Source organism: Plantibacter sp. RU18, from assembly GCF_050613355.1.
GTDB lineage: Bacteria > Actinomycetota > Actinomycetes > Actinomycetales > Microbacteriaceae > Plantibacter.
The window spans coordinates 4,492,602-4,510,532 of record NZ_CP159618.1; the positions used below are offsets into that span (position 1 = coordinate 4,492,602).

The following is a 17,931-nucleotide window of genomic DNA, read 5'->3' on the forward strand; positions in this document are numbered from 1 at the left end:
ACGATCGACTCCGCCCGAGTACGTCGTGAGCACCTCGACGAGGTAGACCACCCCCGCGAACCTGGTCGTCCTCTCAGGAGATCGAATCAGGAAGAGGGAGTGCCGACGGTTTGGTTGACTGATGTCACTTGACCGTGCAGCAAGCCCAGACGACCTGACGTGGTGTCGATCGTCGATCGTCACCCACGAGTGACGATCGGCATCGTGTCGTCGAGGACTTGGAGGACATGCCGATAGGGCTCGCCCGTCGCCCGAGTCATGCCGAGTTCGCAGGTCCGATTGACCGACGCGTGCGCGGCGACAGCCACCCGTCCGACCTCCGCGGCCTCCAGGGCCGTGGCGGACGCCGTCAGCTCCGGGTGCAGCATTCCGCGGTCCCCCGCGAATGCGCAGCACCCCCAGTCGTCCGGGACCAACACTTCGTCGGCAGCGGCAGCGGCTATTCGAGCGAGTGCCCCATCGATGCCCAGTCGACGTGACGAGCATGTCGGATGCAAGGCGAGCGAGGCGACCTTCGCGCCGACGGGCAGGTGAGGGAGCACCGTCTTTTCTACGAAGGCGACCGCGTCGATGACCCGGATGCCCAGCTCTCCAGCGCTGTCCAGCAAGACTTGGAGTCCCTCCGTGCAGGAGGAGGCATCGCAGACGACCGGCAGCTCCCCCTCTCGTGTTGCCCGCTGCAACGATGCGACAACCCGGGACCGCATCTCGGCGTAGCCGTCAGTCAGTCCCTTGGACTTCCACGGGGTGCCGCAACACAACGACGGGATGTTATCGGGGGTCGAGATGGCCACGCCTGCGCGTTCGCACAGGCGGAGGAAGGACTCGCCGACGCCGTCGCTGCCCTCGGGTCCGAACATCGTCGTGGTGCAGCTGGAGAAGTACACGGCGACGGGGTGCTCGGCTCTGATCACCTGGCGTCGTCGGCCACCCGCAGGAAGGTCCGCCGAGTACTGAGGAAGGGTGTCGTGGCCGAGGGCCGCGCGCCCGACGGTGGTCGCGAGACCCGGAAGGGCGGACGGCACCGCCTTCGCAACGGTGAGGGCGATGCCGCCGACCCGGCTGACGGCATCCCAGTTCTTGGCGACGGTCTTCCAACCCGCCTGCGCGAGCGCGTTGGCGTTCTCAGCCCGGAGTCGTCGGGTGAGGTCGCCGGTGTTGATCTGCACCGGGCAGGCGATCTGGCACATGCCGTCCACGGCACACGTCTCGACGGCGTCATACTCGTATTCGCGTTCGAGGGTCTGCAACAGCACCGTGTCGCCAGCCGTCTCTGCACGAGCGATCTCTCGCCGGAGGACGATTCGCTCCCGCGGGGTCGTCGTGATGTCACGGCTCGGGCAGACAGGTTCGCAATAGCCGCACTCCACACACCGGTCGACCTCTGCTTCGACGGTCGGCGCGGTCTTGAGGTCGCGGACGTGCGCCTCAGGATCGTCGTTGAGGAGGACGCCGGGATTGAGGAGGCCGCTCGGGTCGACGAGGCGCTTCAGCTCCTGCATCACCTCGTAGAGCTCGTCGCCGTACTGGCGCCTCACGAACGGCGCCATGATCCGGCCCGTGCCGTGTTCCGCCTTGAGCGTTCCGCCCTGGGCGAGCACGACGTCGACCATCTCCTCCGTGAAGGCCTCGTAGCGTCGGAGGGAGTCCGGGTCGTCGAGCCGCTCGTTGAGCATGAAGTGGATGTTGCCGTCCTTGGCATGGCCGAAGATGACGCTGTCCTCGTAGCCGTGCTGGTCGAACAGCTGGATGAGTTGCGTGCAGGTCTCGTAGAGGCGATGGACGGGAACGGCGATGTCCTCGAGCAGCGCGGTCGTCCCGGACGGGCGGCTGCCCGCGACGAGGGTGTACAGACCCTTGCGGATGTGCCACAGCTGAGCGCGACGAACGGGGTCGGTGCTGAGCACGCCGGGCCTCGCGAGGGGCAGGATGCCGAGCACCTCGGCGGCTTGCGCCAAGCGGACGGAGAGCGATTGCTCGGAGCCCTCCTGGTACTCGACAAGAAGGGCCGCGTGGTCGTCGACCTGGAGCGCGAGGAGGTCCTCGGTCGCCTCGGGGTCGCGCTGGGCGACGCGCAGACTGGTCGCGTCCAGCAGTTCGATCGTTGCGAAACCGGCTGCAACGAGCGCCGGCAGAGCGCTGGTGGCAGCCGCGAGGTCGTTGAAGACCAGGAGGCCGGTAGCGACCGAGCCACCGATTGCAACCGTGCGGAAGGTCGCCTGCGCGACGAAGGCCAGCGTGCCCTCGCTGCCGATCACGAGGTGCAGCAGGAGGTCGACGGCGCTGTCGTGGTCGAGGAACGAGTTCAGGCCGTAGCCCATCGTGTTCTTGATCGCATACAGCTCGCGAATGGTCGCCACCGACTCGGGGTTGCTCCGGACCCGGTCCCGCAGGCGCAGGAGTCCGGCGTGGAGCTCAGGTTCTGCATGCGCGAGATGCTCGTCCGCGTCCGGTGCCGATGTGTCGAGGATGGTGCCGCTCGGCAGCACGAGCGTCGCTGATTCCAGCGTGCGGTAGGTGTTGTCCGAGATGCCGCACGCCATGCCACTGGAATTGTTCGCAACGACCCCACCGATGGTGCACGCGATCTCGCTCGCCGGGTCCGGGCCGAGCTTCCGGTTGTGGCGGGCGAGTCGCGTGTTCACTGCACGGACCGTTGCGCCGGGCCCGGTGCGGACGCGGTGACCGGCATCCAGGACATCGATTCCGCGGAAGTGGCGCCTCGTGTCGATCAGCACGCCGGAGGAGCTGGCCTGGCCACTGAGGCTGGTCCCGCCGGAACGGAACGTCACCGGCACTCCCTGGCTTCGACCGGCGGCGAGGATGGCTGCCACCTCGCCGGCCGTCGTCGGCGTGACCACGGCCTGCGGTGTCAGCAAGTAGTGCGAGGCGTCGTGTGCAGACGCGAGACGATCCGTCGCGCGCGTCGCGACCGCCCCGGGAGCCGCACCGTCGAGTGCCGCGATCAGATCGTCGGAGACCGACGCCAAGGTGGTGGACCTCTCAGTGCGACTCACGGCTCACCTTCGATCCACGTGAGCCGCGCAGGAAGTCGAGGTCGGCACCGGTGTCGGCCTGCATGACGTGGTCGATGTACAGGCGCTCCCACCCGCTGCGCGGATTCGCGAAGCCCTGCACGGTTGCCTCGTTGGGGACCCGGAGCGCGAGTTCCTCCGCCGGGACCTCCAGCTCGAGACGCCCAGCCCGGACGTCGAGCAGGATGCTGTCGCCTGTCTGCACGAGCCCCAGTGGACCGCCCGCGGCCGCTTCCGGCGTGACGTGGAGGACGACGGTGCCGTACGCGGTGCCGCTCATCCGGCCGTCGCAGATGCGCACCATGTCTCGCACGCCCCGCTCGAGGAGCTTCTTCGGCAGCGGCATGTTGGACACCTCCGGCATGCCGGGGTAGCCACGCGGCCCGCAGCCGCGAAGCACCATGATCGAGTTCTCGTCGATGTCGAGCTCGGGGTCGTCGATGCGCGCATGGAAGTCCTCGATGCTGTCGAACACGACCGCCGGTCCCCGGTGCTTGAGCAGGTGCGGCGAGGCCGCTGCCGGCTTGATGATCGCGCCACCCGGAGCGAGGCTGCCGCGCAAGACCGAGATGCCGGCGGCCGGCAGCAGCGGAGACTCACGTGGCGTGATGACCTCCGGATCCCAGATCCGGGCATCGTCGAGGTAATCGACCAGGGGCTTGCCGGTGATGGTGAGCGCGTCAGGGTCGAGCAGGTCACGGACCTCGCGCAGAACGGCGAGGAAGCCTCCCGCCCGCTGCAGGTCGTCCATGAGAAAACGTCCTGCGGGTTGCAGGTTCACGAGGAGCGGCACGTTCGCCCCGATGCGGTCGAAGTCGTCGATGGTCAGATCGATGCCGAGTCGACCCGCAATGGCGAGCAGGTGCACGACAGCATTCGTCGACCCTCCGATGGCGGCGAGCGCGACGATCGCGTTGTGGAAGTTCCGAGCGGTGAGGAACGTGCTGGGGCGACGGTCCTCAGCCACGAGCTGGACGGCCAGACGGCCCGTCTCGTGCGCGGCCTCGAGGAGGCGGCTGTCCGGTGCCGGCGTTCCGGCGAGACCCGGGATGATCGTGCCGAGCGCTTCGGCGACGAGCGCCATCGTCGACGCCGTGCCCATCGTGTTGCAGTGGCCCTTGCTCCGGATCATCGACGACTCGGACTTCAGGAAGGCCTGCTCACTGAGCGTCCCGGCTCGGACCTCCTCGCTCAACCGCCAGACGTCGGTACCGCAGCCGAGGTCCTGACCGCGGAACGAGCCCGTGATCATCGGACCACCGGGTACGACGACGGCCGGCAGATCGACCGAGGCCGCCGCCATGAGGAGCGCCGGGATGGTCTTGTCGCAGCCACCGAGCAGGACGACGCCGTCGATCGGATTGGCCCGCAGCATCTCCTCGGTCGCCATCGCCGCCATATTGCGCCAGAGCATCGCGGTCGGGCGCACCTGCGTCTCACCGAGGGAGACGACGGGCAGGTTGAGGGGGATGCCGCCGGCCTCGTAGATGCCGTTCTTCACCGACTGAGCCACCTCGTCGAGATGCGAGTTACAGGGGGTGAGGTCCGAGGCGGTGTTCGCTATCGCGATCTGCGGCCGGCCCTCGAACGCCGAGTTCGGCGTCCCTCGCCGCATCCAGGCACGGTGGATGTACGCGTTCCGGTCGTCGCCGTCGTACCACTCGGAACTCCGTAGCCTGGAACTCATTTTTCCCAACTTTCAGAATTGCTGTTCAACTGTTAGAACTTCTGAGTAGCATAAGGTCTCGACGCGAAAAGGGCACGCCCCTCCGTCCTCCCTCCCTGCGATCCTGGAGAACCGCCCACATGACCGACAGCATCGTCGCCCGCGTCGCCAACGACGCCGTCCATGTCCTGGCGGAGGGGCCAGTCTGGGATACCGCTCGGAATCGGCTGCTCTGGGTGGATATCCGACGTGGACTCGTGCTGCAGGGTGGGCTGGCCGGAGATGGCAGCATCACGGTCACCGACGAGCAGCGATTCGATCGGACGGTGGGGGCGATCGCCACCTCCCTGGACGGAGACCTGCTCATCGCGGGCTCTGAGACACTCATGGTGCAGACGGCGAACGGTCATCTGCACGAGGGACCGCGCATCATCCCGCCCGGGAGCGGCCGGCGTCTGAACGACGGCAAAGTCGATCCTGCAGGGCGATTCCTCATCGGCTCGCTCAGCCTGACCGACGATGAACCCGAGAGCGAGACACTCACCGCAATCGACCAGTCGGGCTCGATGCGGGTCATCGATGGTGACCTCACGCTCTCCAACGGGCTCGGGTGGAGCTCGGACGGCCGCATCCTCTACAGCGTCGACACGCTCCGACGGACGGTCTACCGCCGGGCCTATGACCCGGAGCATGGCGCCGTCGGACGCCGCGAGGTGTTCCTCGAACTCGCAGCAGGCTACCCGGACGGCATGTGCCTCGACGCCGAGGACCATCTGTGGATCGCGATGTGGGGCCTCGGCGAGGTCCACCGCTACTCCCCTGGAGGCGATCTCGTCACGGTTGTCGCCACCGCCGCCCTGCACACCTCGAGTGTCGCGTTCGCAGGACCGCTTCTGGACACCTTGGTGATCACGACGGCGACTCAGGACCTGACGCCGGCGCAACTCCTCGAGCATCCCGATTCCGGGAAGCTGTTCACCGTCGTGCCAGGGGTGCTCGGCGCCCCGGTGACCCAGTGGGGCGGGTTCACCGCTCCAACAATCCCCGATCTCTCGTGAGGACACCATGAAACTGTTGCGCATCGGACCAGCCGGAGCGGAGACGCCCGCGGCGCTCGTCGGCGACGACTCCTACATCGACCTCTCCGACGTGGTCACGGACTTCGACGAGCGGTTCTTCGGGTCCGGTGGCATCGAGCGCATCCGCCCCATCGTCGAGGAACGCGCGCGACGCGGAGAAGCGCACCCGATCGGTGGCATCCGCGTCGGCGCGCCGATCGCCCGCCCGCATCAGATCCTCTGCATCGGCCTGAACTACAGCGACCACGCCGCCGAGACCGGCCAGGCGGTCCCCGACGAACCGATCCTCTTCACCAAGTCACCGAACACCCTCATCGGCCCGAACGACGACGTCCGCATCCCCCGTGGCTCGACGAAACCCGACTGGGAGGTCGAGCTCGGCATCGTCATCGGGAAGCGCACGAGCTACCTCGACTCGGTCGACGACGCCCGCGAGGCGATCGCCGGCTTCGTCACGGTGAACGACGTCAGCGAGCGGGCGTTCCAACTCGAGCGCAACGGCCAGTGGGCGAAGGGCAAGTCGGCAGAGACCTTCAACCCGGCGGGCCCGTGGCTGGTCACGCCCGATGAGATCGACGATGTGACCGGGCTCGGGATGTGGCTCGACGTCAACGGCGTCCGCCGCCAGACCGGATCGACCTCCACGATGATCTTCGACCCGTACTTCATCGTCCACTACCTCAGTCAGTTCCTCGTCCTCGAACCGGGTGACCTCATCAACACGGGTACACCGCCCGGTGTCGGCATGGGGTTCACGCCGCCGATCTGGCTGCAGCCCGGTGACGTCATGGAGCTCGGCATCGACAGCCTCGGCTCACAACGACAGCACGTCCTCGCTCCGCGATGAAGGCCTTCGTCATCACAGCGCCCGGCGAGGCAGGCGTCCAGGACGTCGAGCCACCCGTCGCGCACCCCGGGGAGGTCGTCGTGGACGTCCACCGAGCAGGGATCTGCGGGACCGACATCGAGCTCTTCACCGGGGACATGCAATACCTCGCAGACGGATTCAGCTCGTACCCGCTGCGCATCGGACACGAGTGGATGGGTACCGTGACGGCGCTCGGCGAGGGCGTCGACACCCGTTGGCTCGGACGCCGCGTGACCGGAGACACGATGCTCGGCTGCGGCGTCTGCCGCCGCTGCACGCGCGGCTACCAGCACGTCTGTGCGTTCCGCGGCGAACTCGGCATCAGGGACGGCCGACCCGGCGCCCTGGCCGAGCAACTCGCCGTGCCTGCCAGCTCGCTCAGGGCCCTTCCGGACTCGGTCGACGACGCGCTGGGCGCACTCGTCGAGCCCGGCGGCAACGCCCTCCGTTCCGTACAGGCCGCCGACCTCGGACCCGGCGACCGTGCGCTCATCCTGGGCCCCGGCACGATCGGACTCCTCGCGGCGATGTTCGCGCGGGCCGCAGGTGCTGAAGTCCACCTCCTCGGTCGGAGCGAGCGCTCCCTCCGCTTCGCCCGCACGCTCGGTTTCGACGGCGTCTGGACCGAGGACGAGCTCCCGGATCTCGCCTGGGACGCCGTGATCGAAGCGTCGAACGCACCCCATCTCCCCGCCCGCGCACTGGACCTCGTCGAGCCGGGCCGACGCGTCGTCTACGTCGGTCTCGCAGGGTCACCGAGCGTCATCGACACCAGGACGCTCGCACTGAAGGACGTCACTGCCGTGGGTATCCTCAGCGCATCACCCGGACTGACCGGCACGGTCGAAGCGTACGCCCGCGGCGACGTCGACCCACGTCCACTCGTGGCTGCGACAGTGCCACTCGACGACCTCGAACCCGCCCTCGCCGGTGCGCGACCGGCAGGTGCCGGTTCCGGCCCCAAGATCCAGGTCGGCATCAGCACCGAATCCCCCGACTCAAGGAGCGCATCATGACCACAGCTCTCATCACCGGAGGCGCACGCGGACTCGGAGCAGCCACCGCCGAACGACTCCGCGCGGACGGCATCGAGGTCATCACCGTCGACCTCGCGGGCGACGCCGACCATCACCTCGACATCACCGACGAAACGGCCCTGACCGCGCTTGCAGCCGAACTCGGTGCCGTCGACATCCTCATCAACTCGGCGGGGATCGTCGGGCCAGGGGTCCCACTCGTCGAGACCACGTCCGCTAACTGGCAGCAGGTCCTGTCCGTCAACGTGCTCGGCACGGTCGCCACGATGCGCACCTTCGTGCCGGGCATGGTGGAGCGCGGCTGGGGTCGGGTCGTCAACTTCGCGAGCATGGCCGGCAAGGACGGCAACCCCAACCTCTCCATCTACTCGGCGTCGAAAGCCGCGGTCATCGCGCTCACGAAGTCGGCCGGCAAGGAGCTCGCCACAACCGGAGTCATCGTCAACGCGATCGCCCCTGCCGTCATCGCCACTCCAATGAACGCCGAGACGGCCCCAGAGGCGCTCGCCCACATCACCGGACTCATCCCGATGAAGCGGATCGGGCGAGCCGAAGAGGTCGCCGAACTCGTCGCCTGGCTGGCGTCGGACAAGGTTAGTTTCTCGACCGGTGCCGTTTACGACATCAGTGGCGGGCGCGCGACCTACTGATCGTCGACCGCGCCCTGCGACCGGATCTCGATGAACGAACGGATCTCCTGCTCCTCGGCGATGAGCCGGTCCAACGGCATCCGGAATGCAAGCGCGCTGACGCTGATCGCGCCCATCGCCGGCAGGGCGGGGTCGAGGCGGAACGGAAGGGCGATGCAGTTGACGCCGACTTCGTTCTCCTGATCGTCCACCGCCCAGCCGCGTCCCCGGATAGTGGCCAGTTCGTCCCAGAGCACGTCGATCGACGTGATCGTGCGATCGGTGCGCCCGACCAGTTCGACGTCGCCCAGACGTTGTCGAAGCTCCTCCTTGGTCGACATCTCGAATGCGAGGAGGAGCTTGCCGACGCCGGTGCAGTAGGCCGGGTTGCGACCACCGATCTCGGAGGTGAGGCGGACAGCACCACCTGGAGGGTCCACTTTCGCCCGGTAGACAACCTCGGTGCCGTCGAGCACGGCGAAGTGGGCGGTCTCGCCGTACCGTTCAGCGAGGGACCGCAGGATCGGTTCGACGCGAGCGGCCGCTGGGCGCTGTGCGGCGTTCAGGAAGGCCAACCGCAGGAACTCGTCTCCGAGCACGTAGACGCCTCGAGATACCTGATCCGCGAGGCCTGCACTGCGGAGCGACGCGAGCGCCCGATGGACCGTGGACTTCGAGCCACCGAGTCGACCGGTGAGGTCGTCGAGAGAGACGCCCGTCGGGTACTGCGCGAGAGCTGTGAGCACGGCGAGCACGCGAGCCGCGCCGACGACGCGTTCGTCTCCATCTACCATCGTGTTCTTTTCACTAGCCGGAACGGAATTCCATCAGGTCGACAGCCTATCTGGCGCGCTCTACCTTAACTCATCATCGATGAGCAGTGATCACCCAGCGCGTCGGGACACCGAGCGAGCTGGGACAGCTTTGGCAGTTCTCGCCGCACCGTGTGCGCCATCGCTGATCGGCCGACACCGGGTTCGACGTGAAAGGACCGGTCTTGGCTCTCCTCCGCTAGAGGAGGAGATGACCACTGCCGTCTCCCCCTGTGACGCGATCGGTCGTGCGACCTCGAGCCTGATGCCGCCAGTCTCACTGCAGCTCGAACTCGATCCACGCCGCCCGGGATTCGCCCGCCTCCAGCATCGGGGCTCGACCCGCCGCAACGGCTTCGCTCAGGACGGGCACCTCGCACGCCTGCGGTTCGATGGCGCACGCGACCAGCCCGTCCGCGTCCGCAGCCCGATGAGCCCAGAACCAGAGATAAGGCCAAGCACCCGGGTCCCAGGAGACGGACGCGAAGACGCCGAGGACATCGTTCGCGATCGTGTAACGGGTCTCTCGAAGGGCATCGCTGAACAGCATCGCCCGCAACGGTTCCATCGGGAAACCGCTGAGGTCGACGGTTCGACGGGTCGAGGTTGGAAAGGCGGCTAGTTCACCCACGGCCGATGCAATCGGCCCGTCCCCTCCATCCCCGATTATCACGGTGCCGCGCAGGGTCCCAGGTGGGAGCGTGATCACCGCACCGTCGAGGAACGCTTCCCCGAAGGTGATGTGCTGACCCCAGAGGTACGGGAGGCGACGATCGGACCGGTTGATGACCGTCTCCTCGATCCGGAGCCGGGCGGACTCCCCCGACAGGGTGATGGTCTTCGCGATCGAGAACGGGAGATCGGAGCTCTCGCTCGCGAGGGTCACGGAGACGTCCGAACCCCGAGCGGGATCAGCACCACCCGTCCAGCCAGCATGCTGCACGTCGCCGTGCGCGGTCATCGGTCGTCCCTCGAAGACGCAGGCGACTCCGGCATTCGGGAAGAGCTCGTACCAGCCACCGACCTCGTAGTCCCTCGATCCAGCCGGGTCCTGATAGAGCACGTCGACTCCCGAGCGGCGATCGATCAGCTCGAAGAGGTGAGCGCCGTGATCGACGTTGATGCTGATCGCCAGGCGGTCGTTCAGCAGACGGAGGCAGCGGTCTCCGTCCACGATGTCCTCGCGGATCGTGGCCGACGGATTCACGGCGCGGACGCGCCTGTCCTCGGTCGACGGAAGTTGACCGCGAGCTGATCCAGGCGTCGCAGGTGCACCGGTAGTGCGTCGGTCAGGAACGTCCCATCGTCGGGCGTCCCCCAGAGCACGTCAGCGAACGCGCAGGCCCGGGGGAACGCCATGTACTCGACCTGCTGAGGATCGGTGAGGTACTCGCTCCACAGCTGGAACTGCGACCCGAGGACCCGGGATCGCTGATCTTCCGGCAGGTCCGCGGGGAACGGATCGTACGCGCGCACCGCTTCCAACGCCAGCAGCGGTCCATGGGCGAGCGGTTCACTCGCTTCCGACCCCTGGTAGAAATCGAAGTATGTGCGCTCCTGCGGCGCCATGACGACGTCGTGGCCCATGGCCGCCGCGGCGAGACCGCCGCCCTCACCCCGCCAGGACATCACCGCAGCCGCAGGCGGCAGGCCACCCTCGAGGATCTCGTCCCAGCCGATGACCCGCCGGCCGTGTTCGTGCACGAAGGCCGTGATCTGGCTGAGGAACCAACTCTGCAGCTCGTCCACGTCCGCGAGTCCCTCTGCACGCATGCGTTCCTGTGCCTCCGTGCTGGTTCGCCATTCCTCTTTGGGGCACTCGTCGGCACCCAGGTGCACGAACTCGAACGGGAAGACGTCGAAGACGACCTCGAGGACTTCCTTGCAGAACTGCAGCGTGCGATCGGAGACGGAGAAAACGTGCGGCGAGACACCCCACCCGCGTGCCACCTCGGCCTCCACGCCGTTGCCGAGCCAGGGGTAGGCGGCGATCGCCGCCTGCGCGTGGCCGGGCATCTCGATCTCGGGGAGCACATCGATCCCGAGGCGGGCCGCATGCTCTACGAACCCGGTCAGGTCCTCTCGCGTGTAGAAACCACCGTGCGGGATGCCGTCATGGACCGGGTCATCGGACCACGGTGGAATGTGCCGACCGACCGCGGTCCCGATCCGCCACGCTCCGACTTCGGTGAGACGCGGGTACGCGGGGATCTCGATCCGCCATCCCTGGTCCTCGGTGAGGTGCAGGTGCAGTCTGTTGAACTTGTGCAGCGCGATCAGGTCGATGAAGCGGTGGACGAACGCCACCGGCATGAAGTGGCGCCCGGTGTCCAGGTGGGCGCCTCGCCAGGCGAGGACCGGACGATCGAAGATGCGGACCGCCGGTACGGCCCACACGACGTCGAGCTGTGGTTCAGGAGCGTAGACCTCGGTCGGCAACAACTGCCGAATGGTCTGGACCGCGTGCAGGGCGCCGAGTCGCCCGGATGCGCGCACCTCGACTCCAGCGGCATCCGCAATGATCTCGTAGGCCTCCGCATCGAGCTGCTCGTCCAGAGCGAACCGGATCCGGCCCCGCCTACTCGAGTGGAGCGGCAGCCTGGTCGCCGGTCGAATCATTTCGCCGAGGAGGACTGCTGCATCGGACAGCTCCGGGTCGGAACTGATCGTCGTCGATTCGTCCAGGACGAACGGTTCGGCGTTGAGCTCATGCAGCGAGGTCGGGCGGGGCACCACGTGGATCATGCGTGGCCGACCTCGGCGGTCGCTACGGCGAAGTACTCAGCGAAGGCGACCGCCCGAGCGACGAATGCGTCGACCAGCGTCGCCCCGATCTCCGGCGTCGCGCGCCGGGGATCCCCGAGCGTGCCGTTCGCGGACCACGACGCGAACGGCTGCGGTATGTCCACACGGCCGAAGGGCGGATCGGTGAACCCGTCGAGCGGCGCGATCTCCGCCGGCCCCTCGATCGCGTCCATCCGGAGCAACCCCGGGTCGCATTCCATCGCAAGCGACGTCTCGATCTCGCAAGCATGGTGGTAGCGGTGTCCCGGCTCGAAGTACTCAGGTGTGAGGTCACCGACGAGCTGGCCCCACATGAGGTGCGCGACCTCACAACCCAGGTCCCGTCCGATCTCCCGTGCGGCGAGTCGTGTCGCATCAGTGTTGCCGCCGTGCCCGTTCACCACGATCACCTTCGTGACGCCGTTGGCTACGAGGGATTCGCACACATCGCGGAGGAATGAGATGAGGGTGGCGGGACGCAGTGTGAGCGTGCCCGGGAACCCGAGGTGATGTTCCGACAGGCCGTACGCCATCGGGGGGCAGAGGATCGACAGCGACCCAAGCTCGGTGTCGATGCGCCGGGCCAACTCCGTGGCGATCGCGATGTCCGTCCGCAGCTCGAGGTGGGGGCCATGCTGCTCCGTCGCACCGATCGGGATGATGGCGACGGCAGCGGTCTCCAGCGCCCGGCCCGCCTCGACGGTCGTCAGTGCGGAGAGTTCTGTCATGGTGTGTCCTCAGTCTGCAGGAGCAGGGAGACGACGCCCTTCGGCGGGACCCTGGTCGTGAGCGTGTGGCCGTCGAACCGGACGGGGAAGGTGATGTCCCCGCTGGCGGATCGGGCACTGACGATCGGATGATCAGCAGTGAACTGCGCGTCGCGGAAGCGGTATCCGGTGTTGTGCAGGATGACCTCGATCGCCGAGGGCGACGCAGCTGGCACGATGACCTGCACCGCGCGGCTCTCTCCGGGCGCTCCGATCGGACCGCCGTCGCCGACTCCGGGCCGGAGAATGGCGGCGACCTCGTCGAGGAGACGGGCGGGCGGAAGCTGCATGGGCAGATCGACCAGCCACGTCTCGATGAGCTCGCCCAGCTCACCGACCGGTCGGAAGTCGAGCTGATCCTCGGTCCGTTCGACGACGTCGGACGCGCCGCCGGTCCGCTGCCGCGCCAACCAGCGACCGCCGAATTCGAGCGCAGGAGAGGCTCTCTGCGGCCCCAGCGTGACCACCTCGTCATGGGTCTCGAAGATCGCATCGATCAGTTCGTCCGGGTAGAGGTCGGGTCGGAGCACGAGGATCGGTCCTCCGACGATGCGATGGTCGGCGATCGGCGCGATCGAACCGATGACGGCGCCGGCCCGGAACAGGGCGCTCAGCACGCTGTGCGTGCTGGCGACGCGATCGGACCGGAAGCCCGCGATCTCGGCGTCGAGCGTATCCGGCGAGTAGAGCAGGGTGTAGCCGGCTGGTCCTGTCGACGAGGCGCCGCACGTGCTCCTCAGGCGGTCGAGGTCGGCCCAGATATCGGCGGAGATCCCGTCCGCCAAGCAGTACAGGCTCGCGTCGAGGCAACCCGCGCTCACCGGATTCCCCGCGGCGCTCGAGCGCATCGCGGTGAGGATCCGTTGGTCTCGTTCCAGCATCGCCGGAGCGGTGTGAACGACGTCCCACTGCTCGAAGGAGTCGTGCACGGAGACCAGGCCGGTCAGCGGGACGCCCGGGAGGTGGGCGCTGACGAGCATGACCGCGGCCATCTGTGCGTGGATCGGCGGGTGGGTGGTCTCCTCGAGGAGCTCGACCCCTGCGGCGACGGTCTCGAGGACGAAGCGGTCCACGCCCGCTGCGGCGAGGCGCCGGTAGTCGACGCCGAAGCGATAGAGCGCCTCGAACGGATCCCGCATCCAGGCGTTGTTGAGCATGACCTCGCCGCCGAAGGCGTGGACGCAATCGGCGACGGCGCCCCAGAACTCCGTCCACCGCTGCGCGCTGAATTCGATCCATTCGAGGCGGGCCTCCGACCAGATCCATTCGGCACGCTCGGGGGTCGTTCCGGCCGGGACGACGATGGTCTGCCGCTCCTCGAACTGACCGATCATGTCTTCGGAGTAATCGGCCGCCCAGAGTGGAAGACGCGGACTCGAGAACCCGTCCGCTCCGTGGAGACCGTCGAAGCCGTAGTACTCGAAGACGGCTGCTAGGCCGGCGACGAACGTCTCGACATACTGGGTGCCGTCAGTCAACCGACCAAGCGGATTGAGGAGGCCCTCGCGCCGCGCACCGGTGCGATCGATGACGGTGAGCTCGGGGTGCTCGAGGTTCCAGACGCTGAGCCTCGTGTCGCCGTCGAGCTGGAACTGGTGCAGGTCGAAGACCGCGAAGTAGACGCTGATGTCGGCGGACTGCAACGTTCGGATGAGACCGCGCAGCTGTGCCCTGGTCCACTCCTGACGAGAGCCCCGCAGGCTGGACGGCCGCGCCGCGTACGAGGTGCACTCCGACGGGATGAGGCCATCGTCGTCGTTCCGGTGCGCATGCACGAACTCCGCGCTGAAGAGCAGGAGCGACAACAGCTCGGGCCGGTCTCCCATGTCCTCGAGCACGGCAGCGACGCCGAAGTCGGGCGACGAGCAGTCGAACCCGATGAGCTCGATCCAGACGTGTTTCACGGGTGCCATCGCCTATCCCTTCACGCCGGAGACGACGACGCCCTGCATGAACCACTTCTGCGCAACGGCGAATAGGACGATGCACGGCAGCATCGAGAACAGCGTCGCGGACATCATGAGCGGGAAGTTCTGACTCTGAGCACCGACGAAGTTGCTGATGCCGAGCGAGAGCGGGAACTTGTCCTGCGATTGCAGGAAGATGAGCGGCCCCAGATAGTCGTTCCAGTACTGCAGGAAGGCGAACAACCCGACGATCATGAGCGCAGGCTTCGAAAGCGGCAGGATGATCGTGAACAGGATGCGGATCGAACCTGCACCGTCGAGCCGCGCGGCCTCGTCGAGCTCCAAGGGGATGTTCATGAAGAACTGGCGCAGGAGGAACGTGTTGAACGGTGCGGCGAAGAAGGCGGGCACGAGGATCGGCAGGTAGGTGTCGATCCAGCCGATGTTACTGAAGATGATGTACGACGGCACGACGGTGACCCAGATCGGGACCATCATCGTGCTGAGCATCAGGATGAACAGCGGTTCACGACCGCGGAACCGGAACCGTGCGAACCCGTACGCAGCGAAGGCGCTGCTAATGACGCTCCCGGCCACACCGAACACGGTGAGGAAGATCGTGTTGAGCGTGTAGGTGAGGAACGGGGCCTCAATGAAGATGTCCGCGAAGTTCGCCCAGTCCACTGGGTTCGGCAGCCACTTGATCGGGTACTGGTAGACCTGATCGGGAGTCTTCAGGCTGGTGCTGAGCATCCAGAAGAACGGCACCATGTACATGATGCAGCCGATGGCGAGCACCGCGTAGGTGATGAGCATGATCATCCGGCGGCGAGCCGAGCGGGTCTGCCTCGGGCGGGGCGCTGGTTCGATCGGTGCGGGGAGACCCGGCACGACGAACTTCGGAGGTTGAGGTTTCGTGGTGACGGTCATCGGTTCTTTCCTCGGTCGGCGGCGTAGAATACCCATTTGCCTGAGGTCCCGTAGACGATGGCAGTGATGATGAGGATGATCGCGAAGAGGATCATCGACAGTGCGCAGGCATATCCGAGCCGGAGGTCTTTGAACGCCGTGTCGTAGATGTACAGCGAGAAGAAGTAGGAGCCGTAGTCCGGTCCGCCCTTGGTCATCACGAAGGCCTGGGTGAAGATCTGGAAGGTGCCTATCAGACCCAGGATCATCTGCAAGAGGATGACCGGAGACATCATCGGGAGTGTGACGGCGCGGAACGTGGCCCACCAGCCTGCTCCGTCGAGCCCGGCCGCCTCGTACAGTTCGGTCGGGATGCCCTGGAGGCCGCCGAGGTAGATGATGATCGACGATCCGACCGCCCAGAGCTGCATGATCACGATGGCGGGGATGACCCAGGTCTGGCTGGTGAGCCACGGGATCGGTTCGATGCCGACGAGCGCGAGCGCACCGTTGATGACGCCGAAGTCACGATGGAAGACGAAGCCCCACAGCACCGTCACGGCCACACCCGACAGGACCGACGGCAGGTAGTAGATGGTGCGGAAGACGCCCATGCCGACGAACTTCTGGTTCATGAGCATCGCGATGCCGAGCCCCAGGATCAAGCTGAGCGGCAGGTAGAGGGCGACGAAGATGAACGTCACCTTCAGCGACTGCCAGAACAGCGGGTCATCGGTGAAGATCTTCACGTAGTTGTCGACGCCGATCCAGACCGGCGCCCCACCACCGGACCAGTCCGTGAAGGACAGGTAGATGGCGATGCCGATGGGGATCGCCGAGAACAGGAGGAAGCCGATGAGCCAGGGCTGGATCCAGAGGAATCCCGCCCTCGCCTCGCGTCGTGCATGCGGGCTCGGCTTCTTCCTGCCACGACGGGTAGGCCCCGCCGCCACGTGCGGAGACAGGACGACGCTCTCGGCGAGTGGCGGCAGGGCAGCGGTCACCGGTTGGTCTCTTCCTGGATCTGGGCGAGGGTCTCCCGTGGGTCGCCGCCGTTCATCAGTGTCGCCACGCGGTTGCCGTAGGCGATCTCGTACTTGGCCCAGAGGGGCGGGTAGCCGATCGCTGCCGCGTCCTCGCCGATGACCGGGAAGAGGATGTCGCGGGCTGGGTCGGTGGTCCGTGCCGTGAGCGGCGCGGTCTGCAGGTACGGAATGGTCGACTGCACAGCCTCGGAGCCGAGGTAGTCGAGGAATTTCCACGTCGCGTCGGCGTCCTTCGCGTCGCGGCTCATGCCCCAACCGCCACCGGCCGTCGCGATCTCCCGCTTGCCGGTCGTCCCCTTCGGGAGCGTGACGATGTCCCACTCGAAGCGGTCGGCGATGGCGTCCTTGGCTCCTGCTGCGTACCACGAGCCGTTCATGAACATGGCGACGAGGCCACCGGCGAACGGATCGACGCCCGTCGGCAGGCCCTCGGAACTCGGAACCGCTCCCGCCTTGATGGCGTTGTTGATCTGCTCGAACGTCACGATGTTGGCGTCGTTGTCGATGATGACCTTCGAGCCGTCCTCCGAGAAGATCTCTCCGCCGTTGGCTTTCATGACGCCCCGCATGCCCCAGGAGCTGCCGTTGACGAATCCACCCCAACGCGTCTGCTTGCCGCCTTCCATGAGGGTAAAGGCCTCGGACAGGGCGTAGACGTCCCACGTCCAGTCCGCCGCGGGAAGCGGGATCCCGAGCTCGGCGAACATCGTCTTGTTGACGTAGATCCCGTAGGCCGACAGATCCTCGGGGAGTGCGAAGAGGGTGCCGTCGGAGGAGAACTGCGCTTCCATCGCCGGCTGGAAGTCTGCCCGGTTCACCGAGTTCTTCGTCTTGTCGATGAACGGGTCGAGCGGCTGGAGCCAACCGGATTCCGCGTGGGCCGCCAGCTCGAGCGTGCGAACGTAGTAGATGGCAGGCAACGTCTTCGCCAGAGCCTGCGTCTTGACCTTGGTGTTGTACTGCTCACCATCGGCGATGTTCAGCAGGTTGATCTTGGTCGACGTGTTCTGACCCTGGTAGGCCGTGATCACGTCGCGGAGCTGCTTCTCCCAGTCCGCCGAGTCGTTGGCGAGGAGGGAGATGGTGCCGGTGGACGCGCCCCCACCCGTGGAGCAGGCCGAGAGTGCCAGCAGGCCGGCTGCGGCGGCCGCTCCGGTCAGGAAGCTGCGGCGTGATGCGTGTTGTGCGAAAAGTCCTGCGGTGTTCGCCATGACGGCTCTCCTTGAGTGTTTGGCCGGTGCAGTGGTGACTGACGATCGCCGGGGTGCGACTGTCAGGTGGAGCCTGGTGCGGTGGGGCCGATGAGAGACTGGGAGAGAGATCATCGACGGTGATGAAGTAGTTCATGTATAGGAACAGCTGGTCAGCTATTTGGACTGATCGTATCGACGG

14 protein-coding genes are annotated in these 17,931 nt (G+C 66.7%); 4 read left to right on the forward strand and 10 right to left on the reverse strand.

From position 1 onward, the window contains the following. Nucleotides 1-179: 179 nt before the first annotated feature. Together ABMA10_RS21390 and ABMA10_RS21395 are read right to left on the reverse strand one after the other, a co-directional pair. Nucleotides 180-3,017, reverse strand: a complete 2,838-nt coding sequence (locus ABMA10_RS21390) for an FAD-binding and (Fe-S)-binding domain-containing protein (protein ID WP_414693700.1) — start codon at nucleotides 3,015-3,017, stop codon at nucleotides 180-182. Continuing rightward, on the reverse strand, nucleotides 3,004-4,722 hold the full coding sequence (locus ABMA10_RS21395) for an IlvD/Edd family dehydratase (protein ID WP_347869876.1): 1,719 nt from the start codon (nucleotides 4,720-4,722) through the stop codon (nucleotides 3,004-3,006). Before ABMA10_RS21395 ends, ABMA10_RS21390 begins: the two co-directional genes overlap by 14 nt. Nucleotides 4,723-4,841: 119 nt before the next feature. On the opposite strand from ABMA10_RS21395, the gene ABMA10_RS21400 reads away from it, so the two are divergent. Genes ABMA10_RS21400 through ABMA10_RS21415 form a run of 4 tightly spaced genes read left to right on the forward strand, consistent with a single transcriptional unit; the run spans nucleotide 4,842 to nucleotide 8,335 of the window. Continuing rightward, complete coding sequence (locus ABMA10_RS21400; protein ID WP_347869877.1) at nucleotides 4,842-5,759, forward strand: SMP-30/gluconolactonase/LRE family protein; 918 nt, start codon at nucleotides 4,842-4,844, stop codon at nucleotides 5,757-5,759. A 7-nt stretch (nucleotides 5,760-5,766) separates the two neighbouring features. Further along, nucleotides 5,767-6,627, forward strand: coding sequence for a fumarylacetoacetate hydrolase family protein (locus ABMA10_RS21405; protein ID WP_431030988.1), 861 nt, complete (start codon nucleotides 5,767-5,769; stop codon nucleotides 6,625-6,627). Continuing rightward, entirely contained in the window at nucleotides 6,624-7,664 is a 1,041-nt protein-coding gene (locus ABMA10_RS21410; RefSeq protein WP_347869879.1) for a zinc-dependent alcohol dehydrogenase, read from the forward strand. The genes ABMA10_RS21405 and ABMA10_RS21410 overlap by 4 nt, the downstream gene beginning before the upstream one ends. Further along, nucleotides 7,661-8,335, forward strand: a complete 675-nt coding sequence (locus tag ABMA10_RS21415) for an SDR family NAD(P)-dependent oxidoreductase (protein WP_347869880.1) — start codon at nucleotides 7,661-7,663, stop codon at nucleotides 8,333-8,335. The genes ABMA10_RS21410 and ABMA10_RS21415 overlap by 4 nt, the downstream gene beginning before the upstream one ends. Here the strand turns inward: ABMA10_RS21415 and ABMA10_RS21420 are convergent. The 8 genes from ABMA10_RS21420 to ABMA10_RS21455 all read right to left on the reverse strand — a co-directional run bounded on the left by ABMA10_RS21420 (nucleotide 8,329) and on the right by ABMA10_RS21455 (nucleotide 17,750). Then, nucleotides 8,329-9,108, reverse strand: a complete 780-nt coding sequence (locus ABMA10_RS21420; RefSeq protein WP_347869881.1) for an IclR family transcriptional regulator — start codon at nucleotides 9,106-9,108, stop codon at nucleotides 8,329-8,331. The two genes, ABMA10_RS21415 and ABMA10_RS21420, sit on opposite strands and share 7 nt — an antisense overlap. A gap of 295 nt (nucleotides 9,109-9,403) precedes the next feature. Continuing rightward, nucleotides 9,404-10,333 (reverse strand): DUF4432 family protein, encoded by a 930-nt coding sequence (locus ABMA10_RS21425; protein WP_347869882.1) that lies wholly within the window; start codon nucleotides 10,331-10,333, stop codon nucleotides 9,404-9,406. Next, nucleotides 10,330-11,871, reverse strand: a complete 1,542-nt coding sequence (locus tag ABMA10_RS21430; RefSeq protein WP_347869883.1) for a beta-N-acetylhexosaminidase — start codon at nucleotides 11,869-11,871, stop codon at nucleotides 10,330-10,332. Before ABMA10_RS21430 ends, ABMA10_RS21425 begins: the two co-directional genes overlap by 4 nt. Further along, nucleotides 11,868-12,638 carry a creatininase family protein gene (locus ABMA10_RS21435; RefSeq protein ID WP_347869884.1) on the reverse strand — a complete coding sequence of 257 codons (771 nt, stop codon included), beginning with the start codon at nucleotides 12,636-12,638 and terminating at the stop codon, nucleotides 11,868-11,870. The genes ABMA10_RS21430 and ABMA10_RS21435 overlap by 4 nt, the downstream gene beginning before the upstream one ends. Then, a complete protein-coding gene (locus tag ABMA10_RS21440; RefSeq protein WP_347869885.1) occupies nucleotides 12,635-14,590 on the reverse strand; it encodes a hypothetical protein in 1,956 nt (651 codons plus the stop codon). Before ABMA10_RS21440 ends, ABMA10_RS21435 begins: the two co-directional genes overlap by 4 nt. A 3-nt stretch (nucleotides 14,591-14,593) precedes the next feature. Then, nucleotides 14,594-15,514, reverse strand: coding sequence for a carbohydrate ABC transporter permease (locus tag ABMA10_RS21445; RefSeq protein ID WP_347869886.1), 921 nt, complete (start codon nucleotides 15,512-15,514; stop codon nucleotides 14,594-14,596). Further along, a complete protein-coding gene (locus ABMA10_RS21450; protein ID WP_347869887.1) occupies nucleotides 15,511-16,497 on the reverse strand; it encodes a carbohydrate ABC transporter permease in 987 nt (328 codons plus the stop codon). Before ABMA10_RS21450 ends, ABMA10_RS21445 begins: the two co-directional genes overlap by 4 nt. Then, the gene (locus ABMA10_RS21455) at nucleotides 16,494-17,750 is read right to left on the reverse strand and encodes an ABC transporter substrate-binding protein (RefSeq protein WP_347869888.1); all 1,257 of its coding nucleotides are present in this window, start codon (nucleotides 17,748-17,750) and stop codon (nucleotides 16,494-16,496) included. Before ABMA10_RS21455 ends, ABMA10_RS21450 begins: the two co-directional genes overlap by 4 nt. Nucleotides 17,751-17,931 lie beyond the last annotated feature (181 nt).

What these genes read in the sequence shown, in the direction of transcription:
- ABMA10_RS21395 (WP_347869876.1), bottom strand. Translation starts at nt 4,722, where the DNA reads ATGAGTTCCAGGCTACGGAGTTCCGAGTGGTACGACGGCGACGACCGG.
- ABMA10_RS21400 (WP_347869877.1), top strand. Translation starts at nt 4,842, where the DNA reads ATGACCGACAGCATCGTCGCCCGCGTCGCCAACGACGCCGTCCATGTC.
- ABMA10_RS21405 (WP_431030988.1), top strand. Translation starts at nt 5,767, where the DNA reads ATGAAACTGTTGCGCATCGGACCAGCCGGAGCGGAGACGCCCGCGGCG.
- ABMA10_RS21410 (WP_347869879.1), top strand. Translation starts at nt 6,624, where the DNA reads ATGAAGGCCTTCGTCATCACAGCGCCCGGCGAGGCAGGCGTCCAGGAC.
- ABMA10_RS21415 (WP_347869880.1), top strand. Translation starts at nt 7,661, where the DNA reads ATGACCACAGCTCTCATCACCGGAGGCGCACGCGGACTCGGAGCAGCC.
- ABMA10_RS21420 (WP_347869881.1), bottom strand. Translation starts at nt 9,108, where the DNA reads ATGGTAGATGGAGACGAACGCGTCGTCGGCGCGGCTCGCGTGCTCGCC.
- ABMA10_RS21430 (WP_347869883.1), bottom strand. Translation starts at nt 11,871, where the DNA reads ATGATCCACGTGGTGCCCCGCCCGACCTCGCTGCATGAGCTCAACGCC.
- ABMA10_RS21435 (WP_347869884.1), bottom strand. Translation starts at nt 12,638, where the DNA reads ATGACAGAACTCTCCGCACTGACGACCGTCGAGGCGGGCCGGGCGCTG.
- ABMA10_RS21440 (WP_347869885.1), bottom strand. Translation starts at nt 14,590, where the DNA reads ATGGCACCCGTGAAACACGTCTGGATCGAGCTCATCGGGTTCGACTGC.
- ABMA10_RS21445 (WP_347869886.1), bottom strand. Translation starts at nt 15,514, where the DNA reads ATGACCGTCACCACGAAACCTCAACCTCCGAAGTTCGTCGTGCCGGGT.
- ABMA10_RS21455 (WP_347869888.1), bottom strand. Translation starts at nt 17,750, where the DNA reads ATGGCGAACACCGCAGGACTTTTCGCACAACACGCATCACGCCGCAGC.